This window comes from Xanthomonas hydrangeae (genome assembly GCF_032697525.1).
GTDB lineage: Bacteria > Pseudomonadota > Gammaproteobacteria > Xanthomonadales > Xanthomonadaceae > Xanthomonas > Xanthomonas hydrangeae.
Genome location: NZ_CP103836.1, coordinates 4,378,707 through 4,399,906, shown reverse-complemented (window position 1 = coordinate 4,399,906; position 21,200 = coordinate 4,378,707). Strand labels below are relative to the sequence as shown.

Annotated in this window: 15 protein-coding genes; 4 read left to right on the top strand and 11 right to left on the bottom strand. The window is 64.5% G+C overall.

Features of this window, described 5'->3' with window-relative positions:
- Positions 1-88 precede the first annotated feature (88 nt).
- A complete protein-coding gene (locus tag NYR97_RS18735; protein ID WP_205391577.1) occupies positions 89-538 on the bottom strand; it encodes a YybH family protein in 450 nt (149 codons plus the stop codon).
- Positions 539-635: 97 nt separating this feature from the next.
- Between NYR97_RS18735 and rpfB the strand changes: the two genes are divergently transcribed.
- A complete protein-coding gene (gene rpfB / locus NYR97_RS18730) occupies positions 636-2,318 on the top strand; it encodes a fatty acyl-CoA ligase RpfB (RefSeq protein WP_210761778.1) in 1,683 nt (560 codons plus the stop codon).
- A gap of 178 nt (positions 2,319-2,496) precedes the next feature.
- Entirely contained in the window at positions 2,497-3,366 is an 870-nt protein-coding gene (gene rpfF / locus NYR97_RS18725) for a diffusible signal factor synthase RpfF (protein ID WP_228328034.1), read from the top strand.
- A gap of 13 nt (positions 3,367-3,379) precedes the next feature.
- Here rpfF and rpfC read toward each other — a convergent pair whose 3' ends face one another.
- From rpfC to NYR97_RS18695, 6 genes are all read right to left on the bottom strand, one after another.
- Positions 3,380-5,572 (bottom strand): sensor histidine kinase RpfC, encoded by a 2,193-nt coding sequence (gene rpfC, locus NYR97_RS18720; protein ID WP_316695234.1) that lies wholly within the window; start codon positions 5,570-5,572, stop codon positions 3,380-3,382.
- Between the two features lie 7 nt (positions 5,573-5,579).
- Positions 5,580-6,197, bottom strand: coding sequence for an RpfH protein (locus tag NYR97_RS18715; RefSeq protein ID WP_316698355.1), 618 nt, complete (start codon positions 6,195-6,197; stop codon positions 5,580-5,582).
- A gap of 10 nt (positions 6,198-6,207) precedes the next feature.
- Positions 6,208-7,344: a cyclic di-GMP phosphodiesterase response regulator RpfG gene (rpfG, locus tag NYR97_RS18710; protein ID WP_074057552.1), complete on the bottom strand. Its 1,137-nt coding sequence runs from the start codon at positions 7,342-7,344 to the stop codon at positions 6,208-6,210.
- A gap of 138 nt (positions 7,345-7,482) precedes the next feature.
- Positions 7,483-9,000: a lysine--tRNA ligase gene (lysS, locus tag NYR97_RS18705; protein WP_316695233.1), complete on the bottom strand. Its 1,518-nt coding sequence runs from the start codon at positions 8,998-9,000 to the stop codon at positions 7,483-7,485.
- Positions 9,001-9,183: 183 nt separating this feature from the next.
- A protein-coding gene (gene prfB, locus NYR97_RS18700; protein WP_104591659.1) for a peptide chain release factor 2 occupies positions 9,184-10,309 on the bottom strand; the annotation gives its coding sequence in 2 pieces (ribosomal slippage) (positions 9,184-10,233 and positions 10,235-10,309; 1,125 coding nt in all).
- A gap of 221 nt (positions 10,310-10,530) precedes the next feature.
- Positions 10,531-11,361: a LytTR family DNA-binding domain-containing protein gene (locus NYR97_RS18695; protein WP_316698353.1), complete on the bottom strand. Its 831-nt coding sequence runs from the start codon at positions 11,359-11,361 to the stop codon at positions 10,531-10,533.
- Positions 11,362-11,527: 166 nt separating this feature from the next.
- On the opposite strand from NYR97_RS18695, the gene NYR97_RS18690 reads away from it, so the two are divergent.
- Together NYR97_RS18690 and NYR97_RS18685 are read left to right on the top strand one after the other, a co-directional pair.
- Entirely contained in the window at positions 11,528-12,742 is a 1,215-nt protein-coding gene (locus NYR97_RS18690) for an acyltransferase family protein (protein ID WP_316695232.1), read from the top strand.
- A gap of 101 nt (positions 12,743-12,843) precedes the next feature.
- Complete coding sequence (locus tag NYR97_RS18685) at positions 12,844-13,881, top strand: DUF1176 domain-containing protein (RefSeq protein WP_316695231.1); 1,038 nt, start codon at positions 12,844-12,846, stop codon at positions 13,879-13,881.
- 900 nt (positions 13,882-14,781) lie between these two features.
- Here NYR97_RS18685 and recJ read toward each other — a convergent pair.
- Genes recJ through carB form a run of 4 tightly spaced genes read right to left on the bottom strand, consistent with a single transcriptional unit; the run spans position 14,782 to position 21,200 of the window.
- Entirely contained in the window at positions 14,782-16,524 is a 1,743-nt protein-coding gene (gene recJ / locus NYR97_RS18680) for a single-stranded-DNA-specific exonuclease RecJ (RefSeq protein ID WP_316695230.1), read from the bottom strand.
- Entirely contained in the window at positions 16,521-17,441 is a 921-nt protein-coding gene (locus tag NYR97_RS18675) for a phosphoglycerate mutase (RefSeq protein WP_316695229.1), read from the bottom strand. Before NYR97_RS18675 ends, recJ begins: the two co-directional genes overlap by 4 nt.
- Positions 17,442-17,484: 43 nt before the next feature.
- Positions 17,485-17,949, bottom strand: coding sequence for a transcription elongation factor GreA (gene greA, locus NYR97_RS18670; RefSeq protein WP_172453391.1), 465 nt, complete (start codon positions 17,947-17,949; stop codon positions 17,485-17,487).
- Between the two features lie 8 nt (positions 17,950-17,957).
- Positions 17,958-21,200 (bottom strand): carbamoyl-phosphate synthase large subunit, encoded by a 3,243-nt coding sequence (gene carB / locus NYR97_RS18665; protein ID WP_316695228.1) that lies wholly within the window; start codon positions 21,198-21,200, stop codon positions 17,958-17,960.

Genomic DNA, 21,200 nt, shown 5'->3' with positions numbered 1-21,200 from the left:
GCGCGCGAACGCAGCGCGACGGGCAGATGCGCTTCCAACAGGCACTTGGCCGCGCTCGCCTGGCGATACACGCATGAGAAGCGCCGTATCAGCGCCCCGTCGGCTCCCATTGCGCGTGATACAGCTGCCAGTCGCCGTCCTGCAATCGCCAGCCGGTGGTCACCTGATAGGTCTGCGCCTGCTCGGGCAGCCACGCCCCGCTACCACCGGTCAGCAATGCGGTGAAGCGCGCCGTTGCCGTGTCGCCATGCAGCTCCACGGTCACTGGGCCCATGGTCACGCCGATCTTTTGATTGCCCAGCATCTGCAGTTGCATCAACCGCCGCAAACCTGCCGCATCCAAACCGTGTTCACCAACAAAATCGTCGGCCACCGGCGCCATCGCATCGCCGATATCACGCGCCTCGATCGCCTGATGCAGTTGTTCAAGCGTCGCGCGCAAACGTTGCTCCGGCGCAGCCCGTGCGCAACCCAATAGCGCTACAAGGCACAGCGCGGCACCCCACCATCGCAAGCGCACTTGAATGCTGCCCTGCATCACACTTCGCCTTTTACATGCATGACGGTATGCTGCCACTTGCAGTCGTGCCGTGGAACACACCGCGTCACGCACCGAACACCCTGGAGGGGGGCAGATGAATCAGGCACGTCCTTGGTTACAGAGTTATCCGGCCGGCGTCGCCGCCGAGATCGATCTTGAGCAGTTCCGCACCGTTGCGGAAGTATTCGCCACTTCGGTCGCGCGCTTCGCCGATCGCCCCGCGTATCACAGCTTCGGCAAGACCATCACCTACCGCGAAGCCGATCAGCTGGTCGAGCAATTTGCCGCCTATCTGCTTGGCGAATTGCAGTTGAAAAAAGGCGACCGCGTCGCCTTGATGATGCCCAACTGCCTGCAGTACCCGGTCGCCACGTTCGGCATCCTGCGTGCCGGTCTGACCGTGGTCAATGTCAATCCGCTGTACACCCCGCGCGAGCTGAAGCATCAACTGATCGACTCCGGCGCCAGCGTACTGGTGGTCATCGACAATTTCGGCACCACCGTGCAGCAGGTCATCGCCGATACCCCGGTCAAGCAGGTGATCACCACCGGCCTGGGTGACATGCTCGGCTTCCCGAAAGCGGCGGTGGTCAACTTCGTCGTCAAGTACGTCAAGAAGCTGGTGCCGGAGTATCGCCTCAAGGGCGCGATCCGTTTCCGTGAAGCACTCGCGCTGGGCCGCAAACACAAGGTTCCGACGCTGCAGATCGAGTCCGACGACATCGCCTTCCTGCAATACACCGGCGGCACCACCGGCGTGGCCAAGGGCGCGATGCTCACCCACCGCAATCTGGTCGCCAACATGCAGCAGGCCCACCAGTGGCTGGCCGGCACCGGTAGACTGGAAGAAGGCGCCGAGGTGGTGATCACCGCGCTGCCGCTGTATCACATCTTCGCGCTGACGGCGAACGGGCTGGTCTTCATGAAGATCGGCGGCTGCAATCACCTGATCAGCAACCCGCGCGACATGCCCGGCTTCGTCAAGGAATTGAAGAAGACCCGCTTCACCGCCTTCACTGGGGTCAACACGCTGTTCAACGGCTTGCTCAATACGCCAGGGTTCGATCAGGTCGATTTCTCCTCGCTCAAGATGACCCTCGGCGGCGGCATGGCGGTGCAACGCTCGGTCGCCGAACGCTGGAAGAAGGTCACCGGCCTGACCCTGGTCGAGGCCTACGGCCTGACCGAGACCTCGCCGGCCGCCTGCATCAACCCGATGGATCTGAAGGACTACAACGGCTCGATCGGCCTGCCGATTCCGTCCACCGATGCCTGCATCAAGGACGACGCCGGCGCCGTGCTGCCGCAGGGCGAGATCGGCGAGCTGTGCATCAAGGGCCCGCAGGTGATGAAGGGCTATTGGAAGAAACCCGAAGAAACCGCCAAGGTCATGGACGCCGAGGGCTGGCTACATACCGGCGACATCGCCCGCATGGACGAACAAGGCTTCGTCTACATCGTCGATCGCAAGAAAGACATGATTCTGGTCTCCGGTTTCAACGTGTATCCGAACGAGATCGAAGACGTGATCGCCGAAATGCCAGGCGTACTGGAAGTGGCCGCCGTGGGCGTGCCGGACGAGAAGTCCGGCGAGATCGTCAAGGCTGTCATCGTCAAGAAGGACCCTGCCCTGACTGCCGACGCCGTGAAGGCGCATTGCCGCGCCAACCTGACCGGCTACAAGCAGCCGCGCGTGATCGAATTCCGCAAGGAATTGCCGAAAACCAACGTCGGCAAGATCCTGCGTCGCGAATTGCGGGATGCGCCCAAGGGATAATCACCAGCGCCACCGCAGATCGACGGCCACCCCCGGCTGCCATTCCACGCCCGCATTGCCTCCAGGCCTTGCGGGCGTTTGCTTTTGCACGCATAGAATCGGACGTCGGCGCACGCTTTTTTCATCTCACTCTCCGTCCGTAAGGCGGCCGGCCGGACGGTCTTCACGGAGAACCACCATGTCTGCAGTTCAACCTTTCATTCGCACCAACATCGGCTCGACCCTACGCATCATCGAAGAACCGCAGCGTGACGTGTACTGGATCCACATGCATGCCGACCTGGCCACCAATCCGGGACCTGCCTGCTTCTCGTCGCGGCTGGTCGACGACATCACCGGATATCAGACCAACCTCGGTCAGCGGCTGAAGACGGCTGGCGTGCTGTCACCGCACGTGGTGCTGGCATCGGACAGCGACGTATTCAATCTGGGAGGCGATCTGGCGCTGTTCTGCCAGCTGATCCGCGAAGGCGACCGTGCACGCCTGCTCGACTATGCGCAGCGCTGCGTGCGTGGAGTGCATGCGTTCCACGTCGGCCTCGGCGCGCGTGCGCACAGCATCGCATTGGTGCAGGGCAATGCACTCGGCGGCGGGTTCGAAGCAGCGCTGAGCTGCCACACCATCATTGCCGAGGAAGGCGTGATGATGGGTTTGCCGGAGGTGCTGTTCGATCTGTTCCCGGGCATGGGCGCCTACTCTTTCATGTGCCAGCGCGTCAGTGCACAGCTGGCTCAAAAGATCATGCTCGACGGCAATCTGTATTCGGCCGAGGAACTGCTCGGCATGGGGCTGATTGATCGCGTCGTGCCGCGTGGCCAGGGCGTGGCAGCTGTGGAACAGGTGATCCGCGAGAGCAAGCGCACCCCACACGCCTGGGCGGCGATGCAGCAGGTACGCGAAATGACCACCGCCGTGCCGTTACAGGAGATGATGCGCATCACCGAGATCTGGGTGGACACCGCGATGCAGCTCGGCGAGAAATCGCTGCGCACCATGGACCGCCTGGTGCGTGCGCAGTCGCGCCGCTCAGGGATCGACGCGGGCTGATGCGCCAGGGGTCTTATTCGCTGCCAAGGGGGGAGCGCTCGCCGTCCTCGACATGCTGCATGCGTGAGTCGAGTGCGTCCCTACCGGCCTTCAGTTGCTCGCGCAATCCAGACAGCCGTTGCCGCCACTCCGCCTGCAGTTGCCAGTCGGCCATGCGCATCAGCTCACCGCCATTGCTGGCAACCTGGGCCAGTCCCAGGTTGCTCGCCACCCCCCGCAGCGCGTGTGCACTTTCACGCAACTGCTCCCAGTCCGAGCGCGTACCGTCGCGCTCGATTGCCTCTACGCAGTTCTGCGCATCTTCCAGACATTGCCGTATGAACTGACGTTCGAACTCGTCGCCCATTCCGAGCGAGGCCAACTCATCGAGCACACTGGAATCGAGCACACCTTCGAAGGTGGCCGGAATCTGTACGCTCGCGGTCGGCGTGGCCAAGGCCCGCGTACTGACGGCCAGATCCGCCAACGTATCCAGGAGCTTGGACGCCACCACCGGCTTGGCTAAAAAGGCACGCGCGCCAGCCTGTTCGCAGCTACGAATTGCTTCGGGAGTGACATCGGCGCTGAGCACGACCACCGGGGTATAGCGCATTCCGCTGGCCTGCATCACGCGTAGTTGCTTGAGCATGTCCAGACCACTCATGCCCGGCATGTGCAGATCGACGATGACCGCATCGAAATCTTCTTCAGCCATTGCATCCAGCACCTGCTCGGCGCCGTTGACGCACCTCACCTTGTGCCCGGCCTTTTCCAGCAACCGCTGCAACACCATGCGGTTTGCTTCGTGGTCGTCGGCCACCAGCATGCGCATGTTGCGCACGCGCGCGCGATGACGCAGAAACGGATTGGAGAACGCGATGACGTTGGAGGCTTCCAGTTCGTCTTGCGTTCCCACGAGTGCGCCGCCGGACGCCTGTGCGGGTGCCGCCTGCACAGGTGCGCCGATCGCCATCGGCAGTTCGAACCAGAACACGCTACCGCTGGGCTGATTCTCCTTGAACCCGATGCTGCCGCCCATTGCCTCCACCAACCCCTTGGCAATGGTGGTGCCAAGCCCGGTCCCCTCATAACGCCGCGACAGGCCAACGTCTGCCTGCTCGAACGCGTCGAACAGCCGCGACCGCATATCCAGCGGTACCCCGATGCCGGTGTCTTCCACATCGAACCGCAGTCGCAGCGCGCTGCCGACGGACACTCGCGTGATCCGCAGCAGCACACGGCCTTGCTCGGTGAATTTGACGGCGTTGCCCACGATGTTGAGCAGTACCTGCCGCAGATGGCCAGTGTCACCCTTAAGCAAATCGGGAACGTCGGCAGCAACCTGGGTGCTGTAGTGCAAGCCTCGCGCCCTGGCCTGCGGCTGCAGGATCAGTCCAATCGCGCCGAGTAGCTCACGCAGCGAAAAATCGCGCTGGTCGATGCGAATCTTGCCGGCCTCGATCGCTGAAATGTCCAACACTTCTTCGACCAGCGACAGCAGGCTGCGTGCCGACGCCTGGATGGTGTTGACGCACTCCTTCTGCTCAGCATCCAGGCGCGTGGTTGCCAGCACTTCGGTCATGCCCGACAGCCCATTGAGCGGCGTGCGGAATTCGTGACTCATATTGGCCAGAAAACGGCTCTTTGCCTGATTGGCATGACGCGCCTCGCGCACCGCCCGTGTCATCGCACGCAACAGCGAATCGAAGTACAGCGGCACGGCGATCAGGCCCAGCAACAAGCCCCAGCTCAGGTATGGATTGGCTTTCCAGTAGGGTGAAATCAGGATGGCACTGAGGAAACACAGGCTGCCCATTGCCGTAGCGGCGCGCAGATAGTTGCTGCCGTAGCGCAGACCGTTGCCGATGGTCACCCACATGCACACTGCGTACAACGGTGAGGCAGGCTCGCCCTGGATCGCCATGATGGCGCCGGTGCAGGTGTAATCCAGCAGCATGCCGATCAGGCGCCGCGTGTGGGACACCTGCGGTCGCAGCAGGATCGCCACCATCAGGCCAAGCGACACCATCAGGCCAAGCGACACCACCAGCTCGCCCACCAGGATCAACCAAGTGGCAACCAGCGTGTCGCCATGCGTATGTTGGTAGCGCCAGCCCAGGTAAGAAATAAACAGGGTGGTAATGATGATACGGACCAGATTTTGCGCGTGCTCCGTGTCCGCCCGTCCTGACAGACGTTGCTTCAACCATGGCAGTGGAAACTTCATAGACGCCTCAGACGCGCGGTGGCGTCGATGGGGTTGGGATCCTTCCGTGCTGCGTCGCAGCGTCGATACCTGCAGCGGGCGGTGGCTCAATGATCGCCTGATCGTGCTCGCGCAGCGTACGCAACAATGACATAGGAATCACGATCAACGCACCCAGCAGCGCGATCGCCAAGCCAAGCCGACCCTGCCAATAGCTACTGTTGGCCAGCGTTGTGCCGAAGCTGAGCGTGGCCATGGCCACTGCGTTGTGCAGAGCCTCGCTACCGAACCGCAGCCCATTGCCGATCGTTATCCAAAGCAACACGACATACAAGAATGCCATTGGCGCCCCCATCCAGGTCATCGCCAGCCCGATCAAGCCGTAATCGGACAGCATCCCTAGCGTGCGACGCAGATGCGAGCGCTGTGGGTCTGCAACAATCCAGCCGAAGAGCACCAGCGCCATCCCCTGACCGATTGCGATCAGGCAAAACAGCTGCTGCAGCTGGTACCTGGAGACCTGCCACTGCTGAGCGAAGGTCAGCGCATAGACCAGGATCAGCAGAATCAATACGATGCGCACCAGCGCCTGACCATGCTCGCTGTCGGCACGCCGGGCGAGTCGAGCGCGCAGCTGGCCAAGCACCGCCTTCACTTCACACCCCGGGTCGTGCCGATGCGGTCGAGAACTCGCCGCAGATCTGATCCAGCTGCGCGCGGCCGCGTAGCAGCGCATCCACGCAGCGCGGGTCGAACAGGCGGCCGCGTTGTGCGTACAGATATGCAAGCGCGGCGTCCATGGTCCAGGCCTCCTTGTACGGGCGCGGCGACAGCAGCGCGTCGAAGACGTCGGCCACCGCCACGATGCGCGCTTCCAGCGGAATCGCCTCGCCCACCAGTCCGTCCGGGTAGCCGGTGCCGTCGTAGCGTTCGTGGTGACGCAGTGCGATCAGGGCGCCGACCTGGATGAACCGGTTCTGGCTGCCGCTGAGCAGCTCGTAGCCGATGCGCGGATGCCGTTTCATGATGCTCATCTCGTCGTCGGTGAGCTTGCCCGGCTTGAGCAGCACCGCATCGGGAATGGCGATCTTGCCCATGTCGTGCAGCGGTGCGGCCATCTCGATGATGCGCACCTCCTCTTCCGACAGGCCAAGTTGCTCGGCGATCAGGCCGGCCACATGCGACATGCGCTCCAGGAACGCGCTGGTCCCCGAGTCGCGGTACTCGATGGCGCGCGCCAGCCGCGACAAGGTTTCGCGTTCGCGCTCTTCGACCTCGTTCATGCTGGCCAGCAGGCGCTGTTCCAGCGACAACGCGCGTTGCTTGACGCTTTCGCTCTGCTGACGCAGCTGCAGCAAGTTGGCGCAGCGCGCGCGCAATTCGCGCGGGCGGATCGGCTTGACCAGGAAGTCGATCACGCCGGCTTCCAGTGCGGCCTGACGAATCGGTTCGTCACCGACGATGGTGATCAGGATGATCGGAATATCGCGATGGCTCGGCAGCCGCCGTAGCCGGCGTGCGAACTCCAGGCCGTCCATGCCCGGCATGCGATAGTCGAGCAGCAGCAGATCCACGCGTCCGGCTTCGCACCAGGCGAGCGCGTCGAGCGGGTCACCGAAGTCATAGACCTTCAACTCCGGTGCGATGTCTTCGATGACGTGACGCAGCATCGTCCGCGCAGACATCTGGTCATCGACAATCACGATGTTCAATCCCAGATCCGCCTTTTCCGACCAGCTTCCCCATGTATCCGTCGACGATACACCGACCGGATTCCCTAAAACATCCTGCATAGCCGTTGCTCCTCTGTCTCGAGAACGGGAAAGCGATAACGCCGACGGTACTGCCGACTCCCCCGACGATACGCCATTCGGGGCTCCGCTCAAGCATATGCAGTATCTGTGCCGTCGGCGACCCGACGGCACAGAGCATCAGGCTTCCGGACGCATATACGGGAACAGCAGCACATCGCGGATCGAGGTGCTGCCGGTCAGCAGCATCACCAGGCGGTCGATGCCGATGCCCAGACCCCCGGTCGGCGCCATGCCGTACTCCAACGCACGGATGTAATCGGCGTCGTAATGCATCGCTTCGTCGTCGCCACCCTCCTTGGCCTGCACCTGCGCCTGGAAGCGCGCGGCCTGGTCTTCGGGGTCGTTGAGTTCGGAGAAACCGTTGGCCAGTTCCTTGCCGTTGATGAAAAGCTCGAAGCGATCGGTGTAACCGGGCTCGGTGTCGCTGGAACGCGCCAGCGGCGACACTTCGACCGGATGATCGGTAATGAAGGTCGGCTGCACCAAGGTGTGCTCCACGGTGGCTTCGAAGATTTCCAGCAGCAGCTTGCCCCAGCCGTAGGACGGCTTGACCTTGATCTTCAGGCGCTCGCAATGGCCCAGCAGCGCATCGCGATCGGTGCAATCGGCTGCGCTGATGTCCGGATTGTGGTGCCGAACGGCCTCATCCATGCGCCAGCGCCGGAAAGCCGGCGCCAGATCGATGGCGGCGCCGTCCCAGTTCACCTGCGTGGTGCCCAGTACCGACTGCGCGATGTCGCGGATCACCTGCTCGGTCAGGTCCATGATCTCGTGATACGTGGCATAGGCCTCGTAGAGTTCGAGCATGGTGAACTCGGGGTTGTGCCGGGTCGACACGCCCTCGTTGCGGAAGTTGCGGTTGATCTCGTAGACGCGCTCCAGCCCACCGACCACCAGCCGCTTGAGATACAGCTCCGGCGCCACGCGCAGGTACAGATCCAGATCCAGTGCATTGTGGTGGGTGGTGAACGGCTTGGCGGTGGCGCCACCGGGGATGTAATGCATCATCGGCGTTTCCACTTCCAGGAAGCGGCGCGCGTCCAGCCAGGCGCGCATGGCGCGGATGATCTTGGAGCGCTTGATGAAGACCTCGCGCGCTTCAGGGGTGACGATCAGATCGACATAGCGCTGGCGATAGCGCTGCTCCACGTCCGACAGGCCGTGCCACTTGTCCGGCAGCGGGCGCAGCGACTTGGTCAGCAGGCGCAGCGCAGTGGCCTTGACCGACAGCTCGCCGGTCTTGGTGCGGGTCAGTCCGCCCTCCACCGCCACGATGTCGCCGACATCCCAGCCCTTGAACGCGGTGTAGGCATCGCCCAACACATTGCCCTGCAGAAACAGCTGCACGCGCCCGGATTCGTCCTGGATCTGCGCAAAACTCGCCTTGCCCATCACCCGCTTGGCCATCAGGCGGCCGGCCATCTTGACCGTGCGGCCGCTCGCTTCCAGCACCTCGGGGGTCCAGGTGTCGGCATCGGCGAATTCGGCCTGCAGATCGCCGGCGAACTGTTCGCGCACGAAATCGTTGGGATAGGCGATGCCCTGGCCGCGCAACGCGCCCAGTTTCGCGCGACGCTCGGCGATGAGGCTGTTCTCGTCGGCGGGAGTCTGCGGCGCGGGGGTCTGCTCGGTCATGGCGGGAATCGATCTGCTATGGGTCGGGCGCGTGCCCGGTGGGGAGTGAGGAACCGGACTTGCCGGTTCCTGCCTTGTTTTACGGTGGGACTGTGACGACTGCGCGGTGCAGCAGCATCGACTGTTGCGCAATCTGCAGCCGCTGCACGATCAGGATGCATTGCGGCCGCAGGCTGTGCGAGGTCAGGCATCCAGGCGTTTGGAGCCTGCCGCCAGACCGGCCTTGAGGCTGGCCTCGACGAATTCGTCCAGATCGCCGTCGAGCACCTTCTGCGTATCGCTGCGCTCGATGCCGGTGCGCAGATCCTTGATGCGGCTCTGGTCGAGCACGTAGTTGCGGATCTGGCTGCCCCAGCCGATGTCGGACTTGGTGGCTTCCAGCGCGTCGCGTTCGACGTTGCGCTTCTGCACCTCCAGCTCGTACAACTTGGCGGCCAGCATCTTCATCGCGTTGTCGCGGTTCTGGTGCTGGCTGCGGCCGGTCTGACAGGCCACCACGGTGTTGGTCGGAATATGCGTGATACGCACCGCCGATTCGGTCTTGTTGACGTGCTGACCGCCGGCGCCGGAGGAGCGATACACGTCGGTGCGCAGATCGGCCGGATTGATGTCGATCTCGATGTTGTCGTCCACTTCCGGCGACACGAATACCGAGGTGAAACTGGTATGCCGGCGATTGTCCGAATCGAACGGCGACTTGCGCACCAGCCGGTGCACACCGATTTCGGTCTTCAACCAGCCATAGACGAACTCGCCTTCGATGCGGATGGTGGCCGATTTGATGCCCGCGACTTCGCCGCCGGACACTTCCATCAACTCGGTCTTCCAGCCACGCGACTCGGCCCAGCGCAGATACATGCGCAACAGGATTTCGGCCCAGTCCTGCGCCTCGGTACCACCGGCGCCAGCCTGGATGTCGACAAACGCGTTGGCGCCGTCCATCTGGCCGGAGAACATGCGCTGGAATTCCAGCTTCTCGACGTGCACCTGATACTTGTCCAGGTCGGCAAGCACCGCCACGGCGGTGTCTTCGTCCTGCTCGCTTTCGGCAAGCTCCAGCAGGTCGGCGGCATCGGCCAGGCCGGCCAGCACGTCGGCGATGCCGATGACGGTCTTTTCCAGCATGGAGCGCTCGCGGCCCAACGCCTGTGCGCGCTCGGAATCGTTCCACACATCGGGGTTTTCAAGCTCCCGGGTGACTTCCTCTAAACGCTCTTTCTTGACGTCGTAGTCAAAGATACCCCCTGAGCGAGAGCACGCGATCGTTGAGATCGGTGATGCGCTGGCGGATCGGATTGGTTTCGATCATGACGGACTTCCGGCAAACAAGCCCGGTAGTTTAGCAAGCGGGCGGCGGCGGCGGAACGCGGCGGTGGCCATGCCGGGTCGCAGCGTTCTGCGGGCACAGCAAGCATCGGGAAGCGCCGGTCGGTGCAGTCGGCAGTTGGGCAGCGCACAGGTCAGGTGCCGGGGCGCTGACTGACCCAGGCCGGACACAGGCGGCATTGCATATGATCGCCACCGCTCCACTCAGCCAGCCGGTGCAGCCTCGGCACGTTGCGCGACGGGCGCCTGCCCGGCCACTGTCCGCAACGCAGCCAGATAGCGGCGGCTGCATGGCAGTACCGTCGCATCGGTCAGGTGCACGCGGGCATCGCCGGATTCCAGCGGTTCGATCGCCTGCACGCGTGTCAGCTTCACCAGGTAGCTGCGGTGGATGCGCACGAACACGGCCGGGTCGAGCTTGGCCTCGATCGCGGCCATGGTGCTGCGCAGCGGGTAGTCGTGGCTGCGCACGTGCAGATTGACGTAGTTGCCCGACGCCTGGACCCATTCGATTTCGGCAGTGGCGACCAGGAAGTCGCGTCCCAGCTTGCGCACCAGAAAGCGTTGCGGGCGATCCAGCGACTCCACCGGCGCGCCTTCGTCCGGCGCGGCCAGCAGATGCGCCTCGCCCTGCCGACGCCGCCCATACCAGGCCAGCGTGTGTTGCAGCGCCACCAGCAAGGCGAAGGTGCGCAGATCCTTGGAGAGTTCGTACACCCACTGCAAGCGCCAGCCACCGAAGTCGTAGTGCGCCCCCACCGCGAGATAGACCAGCTTGCGCAACAGCACCATGCCGCTGACGTGCAGCAACCACCAGACCAGCCCGGCCGCCATATAAAGCGGAAGGCGCCGCCGCCAGACATCGGCATGCAGCGGCCAGCGCCGGCATAGCCAGAGCAACAGCGGCAGGAGCAGTAACGAGGCGGTCGCACTACTCAGCTCCCAGGTCAGCACCTGCCATAGCAGCAACGGCTGACCATCGCGACGCGCCGCCAGCCATGCAGTCGCGGTGTTGCCGAGCGCATGGCCCCGGATGCTGGTGAATTCATCCGCGCATTCTAGGCAAACCGCCCGCCTGCCGTCCCCGGTTCGTCCCTGCAGGACCGCAACTGGTCACTCAGGGACGGCACTGCCACCCTTGGCGCAGCTGCATGGGGCCGGATCTGCCGAGGATGCAGGCACGCCTTCAACCGACACGACCATGACCGAGCGCCGCCACGATATCGACGCCTTGCGCGTCTTCGCCTTCGCACTACTAATCCTCTACCACGTGGGCATGGCCTATGTGGCCGGCTGGGATTTCCACCTCAAGAGCGTGCATACGGCGCAATGGTTGCAGTGGCCGATGATCGTACTCAATCGCTGGCGGATGCCGTTGCTGTTCATGATCTCCGGCATCGCGATCGGGCTGGCGCGGCCGCAGGCCAGGCCGTGGCGCTTTGCCTTGCAACGCTGCGGGCGGTTGCTGCCGCCGTTGCTGTTCGGCATGTTCGTGGTGGTTGCGGTGCAGGCGTATTGCCAGGGCGTAAGCAACGGCAAGGTCGGCCCGGGCTTGGGCAACTTCCTGTTGCGCTATTGGCAGGTGCGGCCGTGGCCGGCCGGTAGTTTCGATGGCTGGGAGCACGGCATCACCTGGAACCATCTGTGGTATCTGGCCTACCTGCTGCCCTACACCGTGGCGTTGATGGGGTTGGTGTCGCTGTCGCGGTTACTGCGGCTACCGGCGCTGCCTCAGATGCCGACAGCGGTTGCGGTGCCTGCTCTGCTGCTGTTGCCGATCCTGTGGGAAGCGTTCTGCGTGCTGTGGGTGATGCCGCGCCACCCGCCGACCCATGCGCTGGTCGGCGACTGGTTCGTGCATGCCGAATCGTTCCCGCTGTTTGTGCTGGGGTACCTGCTGGCACGTCGCGAGCGCTTCTGGGCTTGGGCAGTGCGGCTGCGGTGGATCACCCTGGGCGCTGCGGTGTTGGCGATCGGCACCGAACTGGCAATCCGTTATCTCGGCATCCATATGCAGCCCGCGCAACTTGGCGCGATGCTGGCTGCGCTGCCGTGGGAGACCATCGAACACAGCGCACGTGCCGCCTACACCTGGCTGGCGCTGCTGACGATTCTTGGCTGGGCCAGGCACCGCTTGAACCGACCGTTCCGCTGGCTGCCGTACTGCACCGACGCCGTGTTTCCCTGGTACATCCTGCATCAGAGCCTGATCATCGTGGTGCTCTACTGGCTGATGCCATTGCACTTGAATGCCTGGCTGGAGCCGGCGCTGGTGATTGCCGCCACCGTGATCGGCTGTCTGGCACTGCATGAATATGCGATCGGCCGCGTGCGCTGGCTACGCCCCTTGTTCGGATTGCGTGGGCGCACGCAGCGTTCGGCGAGCAAGGTCGACGTCATGCCGATGCCGTCATGAACGCATTGCGCATGTGTGGCGCTGTTTAGCCTGCGATTCACTGGACGGCCTGTCGGCAGCAACGCAAGATGCGCGCCGGACACGCTCTTTCGAAGAACACCATGCGCCCCACCCTGCTTGCCGCCGCCTTGTTGCTGACGCCCGTCGCCGCCCTTGCCCAGGCCCCGGTCGGCATCGCCTTCGACCATGAAGACTGGACCATCGCCTGCGACAACACCCGCACCTGCCGCGCTGCCGGTTACCAGCGGGACGAAGGCGACAGCACGCCGGTGTCGGTGCTGCTGACTCGCAAGGCCGGGGCCGGGCAAGCGGTGACGGCCGAGTTGATGCTGGGCCAGTACGACGAGGTCAAGATGCCGACCTCGCTCACATTGCGTATCGACCAGCGCGATCTGGGCAAGCTGGCGCTCAATCGCGACAGCGGCACCGCGCTGCTGACCAGCGCGCAGGTCACCGCACTGCTGGCCGCGCTGACCCGCAGCAGCACGATCGTGGCGGTCGGCAACGATGGTCGCCGCTGGCAGCTGTCCGATCGCGGCGCGGCGGCGGTGCTGCTGAAGATGGACGAATTCCAGGGCCGGTTGGGCACGCGTGGTGCGCTGGTGCGCAAGGGCGATCGCGACGAAACCTCCGTGCTGCCGGCCGTGCCGGTACCGCAGATACGTGAAGCCAAACTCGCCGCGCCGCAAGCGGCCGATGCGCGCCTGGGCAAACTGCCGGCGCTCTATCAGGCGCTGCGTGCCAGCTTGCCGGCCAACGACGAATGCAAGGGACTGGACGCAAGCACTGCATCGGAACCGCTGACGATCACCCGGCTCAGCAGCGACAAATTGCTGGTGTCGACCGACTGCTGGATGGGCGCCTACAACGTCGGCACTGGCTATTGGGTCATCAATGCGCGCGCGCCGTTCGCGCCCACCTTGATCACCACCCAGGCCAGCGATCTGGATGGTTCGACCATCCTCGCTTCGCACAAGGGACGCGGTCTGGGCGATTGCTACAGCCAGGCCAGCTGGACCTGGGACGGCCGCCGGTTTGTGCCGACCTCCAAATCCACCTCCGGCCTGTGCCGGCTGGCGGCCGCGGGCGGCGCGTGGGAGTTGCCGACGTTGGTGACCGAGGTCAAGAAGTCACCTTGATCGAAGCGAGGACAGTGCGCGTGTGCGCTTGCACTGTCTTGCAAGCCGCTTTGACGCGGCGAGCGACACGATTTCGCGGCTGTCAGGCGTGCGCCACTTGCGGCACACACCACCGCGCACATGCCACCTGTGAGTACGCCGTCCCTTGCAGAGCGGCTGATCCGCGACTTGGCTGCAGGGTCCTTGCCCGCCCACCATCGCAGGACACGCCGCAAGTACGTCCCTGTAGGCTCTTACGCGGCATCCATGCCGCGTAAGGTCCCGCGACGGTGGGCGGGCAAGGACCATCGAAGATGGTCGGTGTGCGTGGTTGCTAGCAGAGCATGACGCGTGCTTCTCGGATCACGGCGCGTCCGGTCAGCTTCCCGGCACACGCCGAACAACACAGGCCTTCAAGAAAGCACCGACAGACTTGTCATCGCGAATCGCGTAGGTCACTGCAAAACAAGATGACGAATTGTCGTGTCTTGACCAGGTCATGGAAACGACAAGCCGAGGCGGCAGCGTGGCCGGGGAGTGGCGGAGAGCGGCACTCAGGATGTGCCGCGGCGGCGAGTCAGACAGGATGTCTGACCGAGCCGAGGAGCCGATCCCCGGCCGCGCTGCCGCCCCCCTATCTAAGCCAGCGACTGACAGCCGCGCGCTTGGAGAACCCTACCCTCAGCCCCCTCCATGGACGGATTCACGGCGTACCCGCGAGCGATGAGGACACCGCGCCCTCGATTAACACGGCTTGGAACGATCCAGATGACGCCAGGTGCAGCCTACAAAGGCAGACCTGTCGATAGCAGGTTTGACCCGACCACCGACCACCCCCCTGGCGCAGGGTCTTTGCCAATTGCGGGACCCTTGACGCCAGGGTTGGCCAGCAAGACATAGCGAGCACGCCGAGCCCCCAGATCAGCCAGTGACTGTTGCCGCCGGCTCGCAATGCTCGACGATCAACTGCACCGCCGTGCCGCCGCGATAATCGTCGCTGACCAGGCGGTAGGCCAGCCGCACCATCCGACCCGGCTCACTACCGCGCCAGCCGTTGAAGTGGATCGCATTGAGCGGTTCGGCGCGGCCGGGGCAACGCAGCGTCAACTTGAGATGGCGCTCCTTGAGCACGCGGCACTGCAGCACTTCGAACTGACCATCGAACAGCGGCTCGGGAAAGCCCTGCCCCCACGGCCCGGCCACGCGCAACGCTTCGGCATGCAGGTGATCGAGTTCGTGCGCGGCCAGTTCGCCATCGCTGTGCAGTTCGGCGTGCAGCAGCGAGGCATCCACCATCGATTGCACTTGCGACCGGAATGCCTGTTCAAACGTGGCCAGCGCGGCGTGATCCATGCTCAACCCGGCGGCCATCGCATGCCCGCCGAACTTCTGGATCAGGCCCGGGTGGCGCGCATCCACCGCCGCCAGCACATCGCGGATATGCAGGCCGGGAATTGATCGCGCCGAGCCGCGCAACAGGCTGCTGCCCGGCTCGGCCGGCGCCAGCGCGATCACCGGGCGATGCAGGCGGTCCTTGAGTTTGGAAGCGACCAATCCAATGACGCCGGGATGCCACTCGGCATCGAACAGGCACGCCGCGATCGGCAATTCGCCATCGGCATCCAGCACCACCTTGGTGACGGCTTGCTCGGCGTCGTCGGTCATCAACTGCTGCACCGCGCGGCGCTCGGCGTTGATCTCCTCCAGGGTGCCGGCGATCTCGCGTGCGCGGCTCCAGTCTTCGCTGAGCAATAGCTCGATGCCCAAGGCCATGTCTTCGAGCCGGCCCGCGGCATTCAGACGCGGGGCGAGCGCGAATCCGATGTCGCTGGCGCTCAGGCGTGCCACATCGCGACCGCTGGCATCGATCAGGGCGCGCAGTCCGATACAGCCCCTGCCCTCGCGCAGGCGGCGCAACCCGGCCGACACCAGCGCGCGGTTGTTGGTATCCAGCGGCACCAGATCGGCGACCGTGCCGACGGCAACCAGATCCAGCAACACCGACAGATCCGGTTCGGCGCGCTCGGCAAATGCGCCGCGCGCGCGCAGCACACTGCGCAGCGCAAGCAGCACATAGAAGATCACCCCGACGCCGGCCAACGACTTGCTCGGGAAGGTGTCGTTGGCCAGATTCGGATCCACGATCGCATCGGCCGGCGGCAACACCTCGCCGGGCAAGTGATGATCGGTGACCAGCACGGTCCAGCCGCGCGCCTTCGCGGCGGCCACACCGGCATGACAGGCGATGCCATGATCGACGGTGACCAGCAGATCCGGCTGCAACGCGGCCAGTTCGTCCACCAGCGCAGGCGACAGGCCATAGCCGTGCACCATGCGATTGGGCACTGCGTGATGCACATCCAGCGCGCCGAGCATGCGCAAGCCACGCACGCCAACCGCGCAGGCGGTGGCGCCATCGCAATCGAAATCGCCCACCACCAGAATGCGGCGCTGGTGTGCGATCGCATCGGCCAGCAGCTCGGCGGCAGCGCCGCTGTTGTGCAGCAACTCCGGCGACAGCAATTGCCCCAACCGCGGATGCGCGCCGTGCGTATCGGTGACGCCACGCGCGGCATAGATACGGCGCAACAGCGGCAACATGGCATCGGGCCAACTGCCGGCCTGCCCGGGTGGGCGCCGGACGATCTGCGGAGTGGACGTCATTGCGCCAGCTGTAAGCGCGGCTTGCGCCAGAAACGCCAGCGTTGCGCGTGCGTCAGCGAAATGGTTTGCCCGTCCTGGAAATCCAGCACCAGCCGATCCAGCTCGCCACGCGCCATCGCCGCCAACAACGGGGCCACCGCGTCGTCGCTGAATTGCTGCAGCGACCGCAGATGACGCAGATCCACCAAGGCATCCACGCGTTGTTCGCCCTGCGCATCGGCGCCGGCCGCCAGCGCCAGCGCACGCAGCAGCGACTCGCGGCTGCGCACTTGCCGATGCGGAGAACTCACCGCATGCGGCAGCACGCCGCCGCCCCAGAACCACAGCGAATTGATCGCCGGTTTGCCGCTGGCCACGCGGCCCTCGTTCCAGGGATGTTGATGCAGCAGCACCTGCGCCTCGGTCAACAACGCGCGCCAGCGCCGGCCGACATCGCCGGCGGGAAGATGCTCGAACAAGTCGTCGCCGATCGCCAGATCCGGCGGCGCGAATTCCGGCAGCGTGGCGTCCGGCGACAAGCGCAGATACCAGCGCGAGGGCGTCGGCGCATCCAGCAGGAAGCCGGCATCGCCGAACATCGGCTTGAGGACGGGCAACAACACCGCCAGGTCTTCTGCAGTGGGACCGAGCGCTTCGCCATACCCCATCAACCGCGCGCCCTGCATGTCCGGCACCACATAGGCCGGATCGGCACGCACCCAGGTCGCGCCGGCGGCATCGCCGGCATCGAGCTGACGGGTCAGCGCTGCCACCGGCCACTGCGCAGGCGTCAGCGTGAAGTGGCGTTGCAACTGCGCCACTTCGCCTGCTTCCGCAGTGTGCTGGTCGGCGCGCGCAAGCGCACGCGCCACCGCCGTGTCGCCCAACGCACCGGGCAGACGGCGTGTTTCCGGCAGCAGCAGCGTGGCGGTCGTCATTGGTCGGTGGCGTCGATCAAGCCGAGTCGATCAGTGCAGGCAATCAATCGAGATACGCAACGCTGACGACTTCGTACTCGCGCTGGCCGGCCGGCGCATCGATGGTGACCGAGTCGCCTTCCAGCTTGCCGATCAACGCACGCGCCAGCGGCGAGGAAATCGCGATCATGCCCAGCTTGATGTCCGCTTCCAGATCGCCAACGATCTGGTAGCGCTTCTCTTCGTCGGTCTCGGTGTCGGCCAGCGTCACCGTGGCGCCGAACACGATCTTGTTGCCGGCCGACAGCTTGGTGATGTCGATGATCTCCGCATGCGAGAGCTCGCCTTCCAGCTGCTTGATGCGGCCTTCGATAAAGCTCTGCTGCTCGCGCGCGGCGTGGTATTCGGCATTTTCCTTCAGATCGCCGTGCGCACGCGCTTCGGCGATCGCACTGATCACCGCCGGGCGCTTGACCGACTTCAGCTGATCGAGTTCTTCGCGCAGACGCTGGGCGCCCTTCGCGGTCATGGGTGCTCTCATGCTTGCAGCTCCTTGTGCAGTTCCTGCAGCGACCACACAGGGCCGGTGCCGCGGAATTCCAGCGAATGCACCAGCGCCTTGGCGCCGGCGACAGTGGTCGAATAGGTCACGCGATGCTGCAACGCTTCACGCCGGATCGAGAACGAATCGGAGATGGCGGCGCGCCCTTCGGTGGTGTTGACGATGTACACGATCTCGCCGTTCTTGATCGAATCGACGATATGCGGGCGCCCTTCGGCGACCTTGTTGACGATTTCGCAGCTCAACCCGTTCTGCTGCAGCCAGGCGCCGGTGCCACGTGTGGCGACCAACGTATAGCCACGCTCCACCAGCGCCTGCGCCACCGGCAACACGCGCTGCTTGTCCGGGTCGCGTACCGACACGAACGCCTTGCCCACCGGCGGCGCCTTGATGCCGCCGGCTTCCTGCGCGCGCGCGAACGCGGCGCTGAAGCTGCGGCCCACCCCCATCACCTCACCGGTGGAGCGCATCTCCGGCCCGAGGATCGGGTCCACGCCCTGGAACTTGGCGAACGGGAAGATCGCTTCCTTCACCGAGTAGTAATCCGGCACGATTTCCTTGGTGGCGCCCTGCTCGGCCAGCGTCTTGCCGGCCATGCAGCGTGCGGCGATCTTGGCCAGCGGCATGCCGGTGGCCTTGGACACGAACGGCACGGTGCGCGAGGCGCGCGGGTTCACTTCCAGCAGGAACACCACATCGTCGCCGGCCTCATCGACCTGCACCGCGAACTGCGTGTTCATCAGCCCGACCACGTTCAAGCCTTCGGCCAGCATGACGACCTGACGGCGTAGCTCGGCCTGGGTCTTGGGCGAGAGCGAGTACGGCGGCAGCGAGCAGGACGAGTCGCCCGAATGCACGCCGGCCTCTTCGATGTGTTCCATCAGCCCGCCGATCAGCACGTTGCCGTCCTTGTCGGCAATGATGTCCACGTCCACTTCCACCGCGTTATCCAGGAAGCGGTCCAGCAGCACCGGCGAATCGTTGGAGACCTTGACCGCGTCACGCACATAGCGCGCCAGGTCGGATTCGCCGTAAACAATCTCCATCGCGCGACCGCCCAGCACATAGCTCGGGCGCACCACCAGCGGGTAGCCGATCTCGCGCGCCAGCACCAAGGCTTCTTCGGCATTGCGCGCGATGCGGTTCGGCGGCTGCTTCAGGCCCAGCTTGTCGACCAGCTGCTGGAAACGCTCGCGGTCTTCGGCCAGATCGATCGAATCGGGCGAGGTGCCGATCACCGGCACGCCGTTGGCTTCCAGCGCGCGCGCCAGCTTCAGCGGGGTCTGGCCGCCGTATTGCACGATCACGCCCTTGGGTTTTTCCAGCTCGACGATTTCCAGCACGTCTTCCAGCGTCAGCGGCTCGAAGTACAGACGGTCGGAGGTGTCGTAGTCGGTGGACACGGTCTCCGGGTTGCAGTTGACCATGATGGTTTCAAAGCCGTCATCGCGCAGCGCCAGCGCTGCGTGCACGCAGCAGTAGTCGAACTCGATGCCCTGGCCGATGCGGTTGGGGCCACCGCCCAGGATCATGATCTTGTCGCGATCGGTCGGCAGCGCTTCGCACTCGTCCTCGTAGGTCGAATACAGGTACGCGGTGCTGGTGGCGAATTCGGCCGCGCACGAATCCACGCGCTTGTAGACCGGGCGAACCTTCAGCGCGCGACGCAGCGTGCGCACCGATTCCTCGTTGGTGCCGGTCAGCTCGGCCAGGCGCGCATCGGAGAAACCGGCACGCTTGAGCGTGCGCAGGCGCGCGGCGTCCAGCGAGGCCATACCGTCGTCGGCGAGCTGCTGCTCATGGCTGATCAGTTCTTCGATCTGGTCCAGGAACCACGGATCGATAAACGACAACGCATAGATATCGGCCACGCTCATACCGGCGCGGAACGCATCGGCCACATAGAACAAACGCTCCGGGCCCGGCGCCTTGAGCTCGCGCTTGAGCGCGGCGATATCGTCTTCGCTGCTCAGATCCAGGCCGGTCGGGTCCAGCCCGATCTTGCCGGTTTCCAGGCCACGCAGCGCTTTCTGCAGCGATTCCTGGAAGGTGCGGCCCATCGCCATCACCTCGCCCACCGACTTCATCTGGGTGGTCAGGCGCGCATCGGCCTGCGGGAATTTCTCGAAGGCAAAGCGCGGAATCTTGGTGACCACGTAGTCGATCGACGGCTCGAACGAAGCCGGGGTCAGGCCGCCGGTGATCTCGTTCTTCAATTCGTCCAGCGTATAGCCCACCGCCAGCTTGGCGGCGACCTTGGCGATCGGGAAGCCGGTGGCCTTGGACGCCAGCGCCGAGGAACGCGACACGCGCGGATTCATCTCGATCACCACCACACGGCCGTTGGTCGGGCTGATGCCGAACTGCACGTTGGAGCCGCCGGTATCCACACCGATCTTGCGCAGCACCGCGATCGAGGCATCGCGCAGACGCTGATATTCCTTGTCGGTGAGCGTCTGCGCCGGCGCCACGGTGATCGAGTCGCCAGTGTGCACGCCCATCGGGTCGAGGTTTTCGATCGCGCAGACGATGATGCAGTTGTCCGCGGTGTCGCGGACCACTTCCATCTCGAACTCCTTCCAGCCCAGCACCGACTCTTCCACCAGCACTTCGGTGGTCGGCGACAGTTCCAGGCCACGGCCGACGATCTCGATCAGCTCTTCGCGGTTGTAGGCGATGCCGCCACCGCTGCCGCCCAGCGTGAAGCTGGGGCGGATGATGGTCGGGTAGCCGACGCGGGTCTGGATATCCAGCGCTTCTTCCAGCGTGTGCGCCACTTCGGCCCGGGGACAATCCAGGCCGATCTCGCCCATCGCCACGCGGAACAGCTCGCGGTCTTCGGCCATGCGGATGGCTTCGCGCTTGGCGCCGATCAGCTCGACGTTGTACTTCTCCAGCACGCCGTGGTCGGCCAGGTCCAGCGCGCAGTTCAGCGCGGTCTGCCCGCCCATGGTGGGCAGCAGGGCGTCGGGCTGTTCCTTGGCGATGATCTTCTCGACCGTCTGCCAGTTGATCGGCTCGATGTAGACCGCATCGGCCATGTCCGGGTCGGTCATGATCGTGGCCGGATTGCTGTTGACCAGCACCACGCGATAGCCCTCGTCGCGCAACGCCTTGCACGCCTGCGCGCCGGAGTAGTCGAACTCGCAGGCCTGGCCGATGACGATCGGGCCGGCGCCGATGATCAGGATGGTTTTTAGGTCGGTGCGCTTTGGCAT

Coding starts and splice junctions, on each gene's coding strand:
- recJ (WP_316695230.1), bottom strand. CDS start 16,524: ATGACGTCCACTCCGCAGATCGTCCGGCGCCCACCCGGGCAGGCCGGC.
- carB (WP_316695228.1), bottom strand. CDS start 21,200: ATGCCAAAGCGCACCGACCTAAAAACCATCCTGATCATCGGCGCCGGC.
- NYR97_RS18675 (WP_316695229.1), bottom strand. CDS start 17,441: ATGACGACCGCCACGCTGCTGCTGCCGGAAACACGCCGTCTGCCCGGT.
- NYR97_RS18690 (WP_316695232.1), top strand. CDS start 11,528: ATGACCGAGCGCCGCCACGATATCGACGCCTTGCGCGTCTTCGCCTTC.
- rpfF (WP_228328034.1), top strand. CDS start 2,497: ATGTCTGCAGTTCAACCTTTCATTCGCACCAACATCGGCTCGACCCTA.
- rpfB (WP_210761778.1), top strand. CDS start 636: ATGAATCAGGCACGTCCTTGGTTACAGAGTTATCCGGCCGGCGTCGCC.
- greA (WP_172453391.1), bottom strand. CDS start 17,949: ATGACCGCGAAGGGCGCCCAGCGTCTGCGCGAAGAACTCGATCAGCTG.
- lysS (WP_316695233.1), bottom strand. CDS start 9,000: ATGACCGAGCAGACCCCCGCGCCGCAGACTCCCGCCGACGAGAACAGC.
- NYR97_RS18735 (WP_205391577.1), bottom strand. CDS start 538: ATGCAGGGCAGCATTCAAGTGCGCTTGCGATGGTGGGGTGCCGCGCTG.
- rpfC (WP_316695234.1), bottom strand. CDS start 5,572: ATGAAGTTTCCACTGCCATGGTTGAAGCAACGTCTGTCAGGACGGGCG.
- NYR97_RS18685 (WP_316695231.1), top strand. CDS start 12,844: ATGCGCCCCACCCTGCTTGCCGCCGCCTTGTTGCTGACGCCCGTCGCC.
- rpfG (WP_074057552.1), bottom strand. CDS start 7,344: ATGCAGGATGTTTTAGGGAATCCGGTCGGTGTATCGTCGACGGATACA.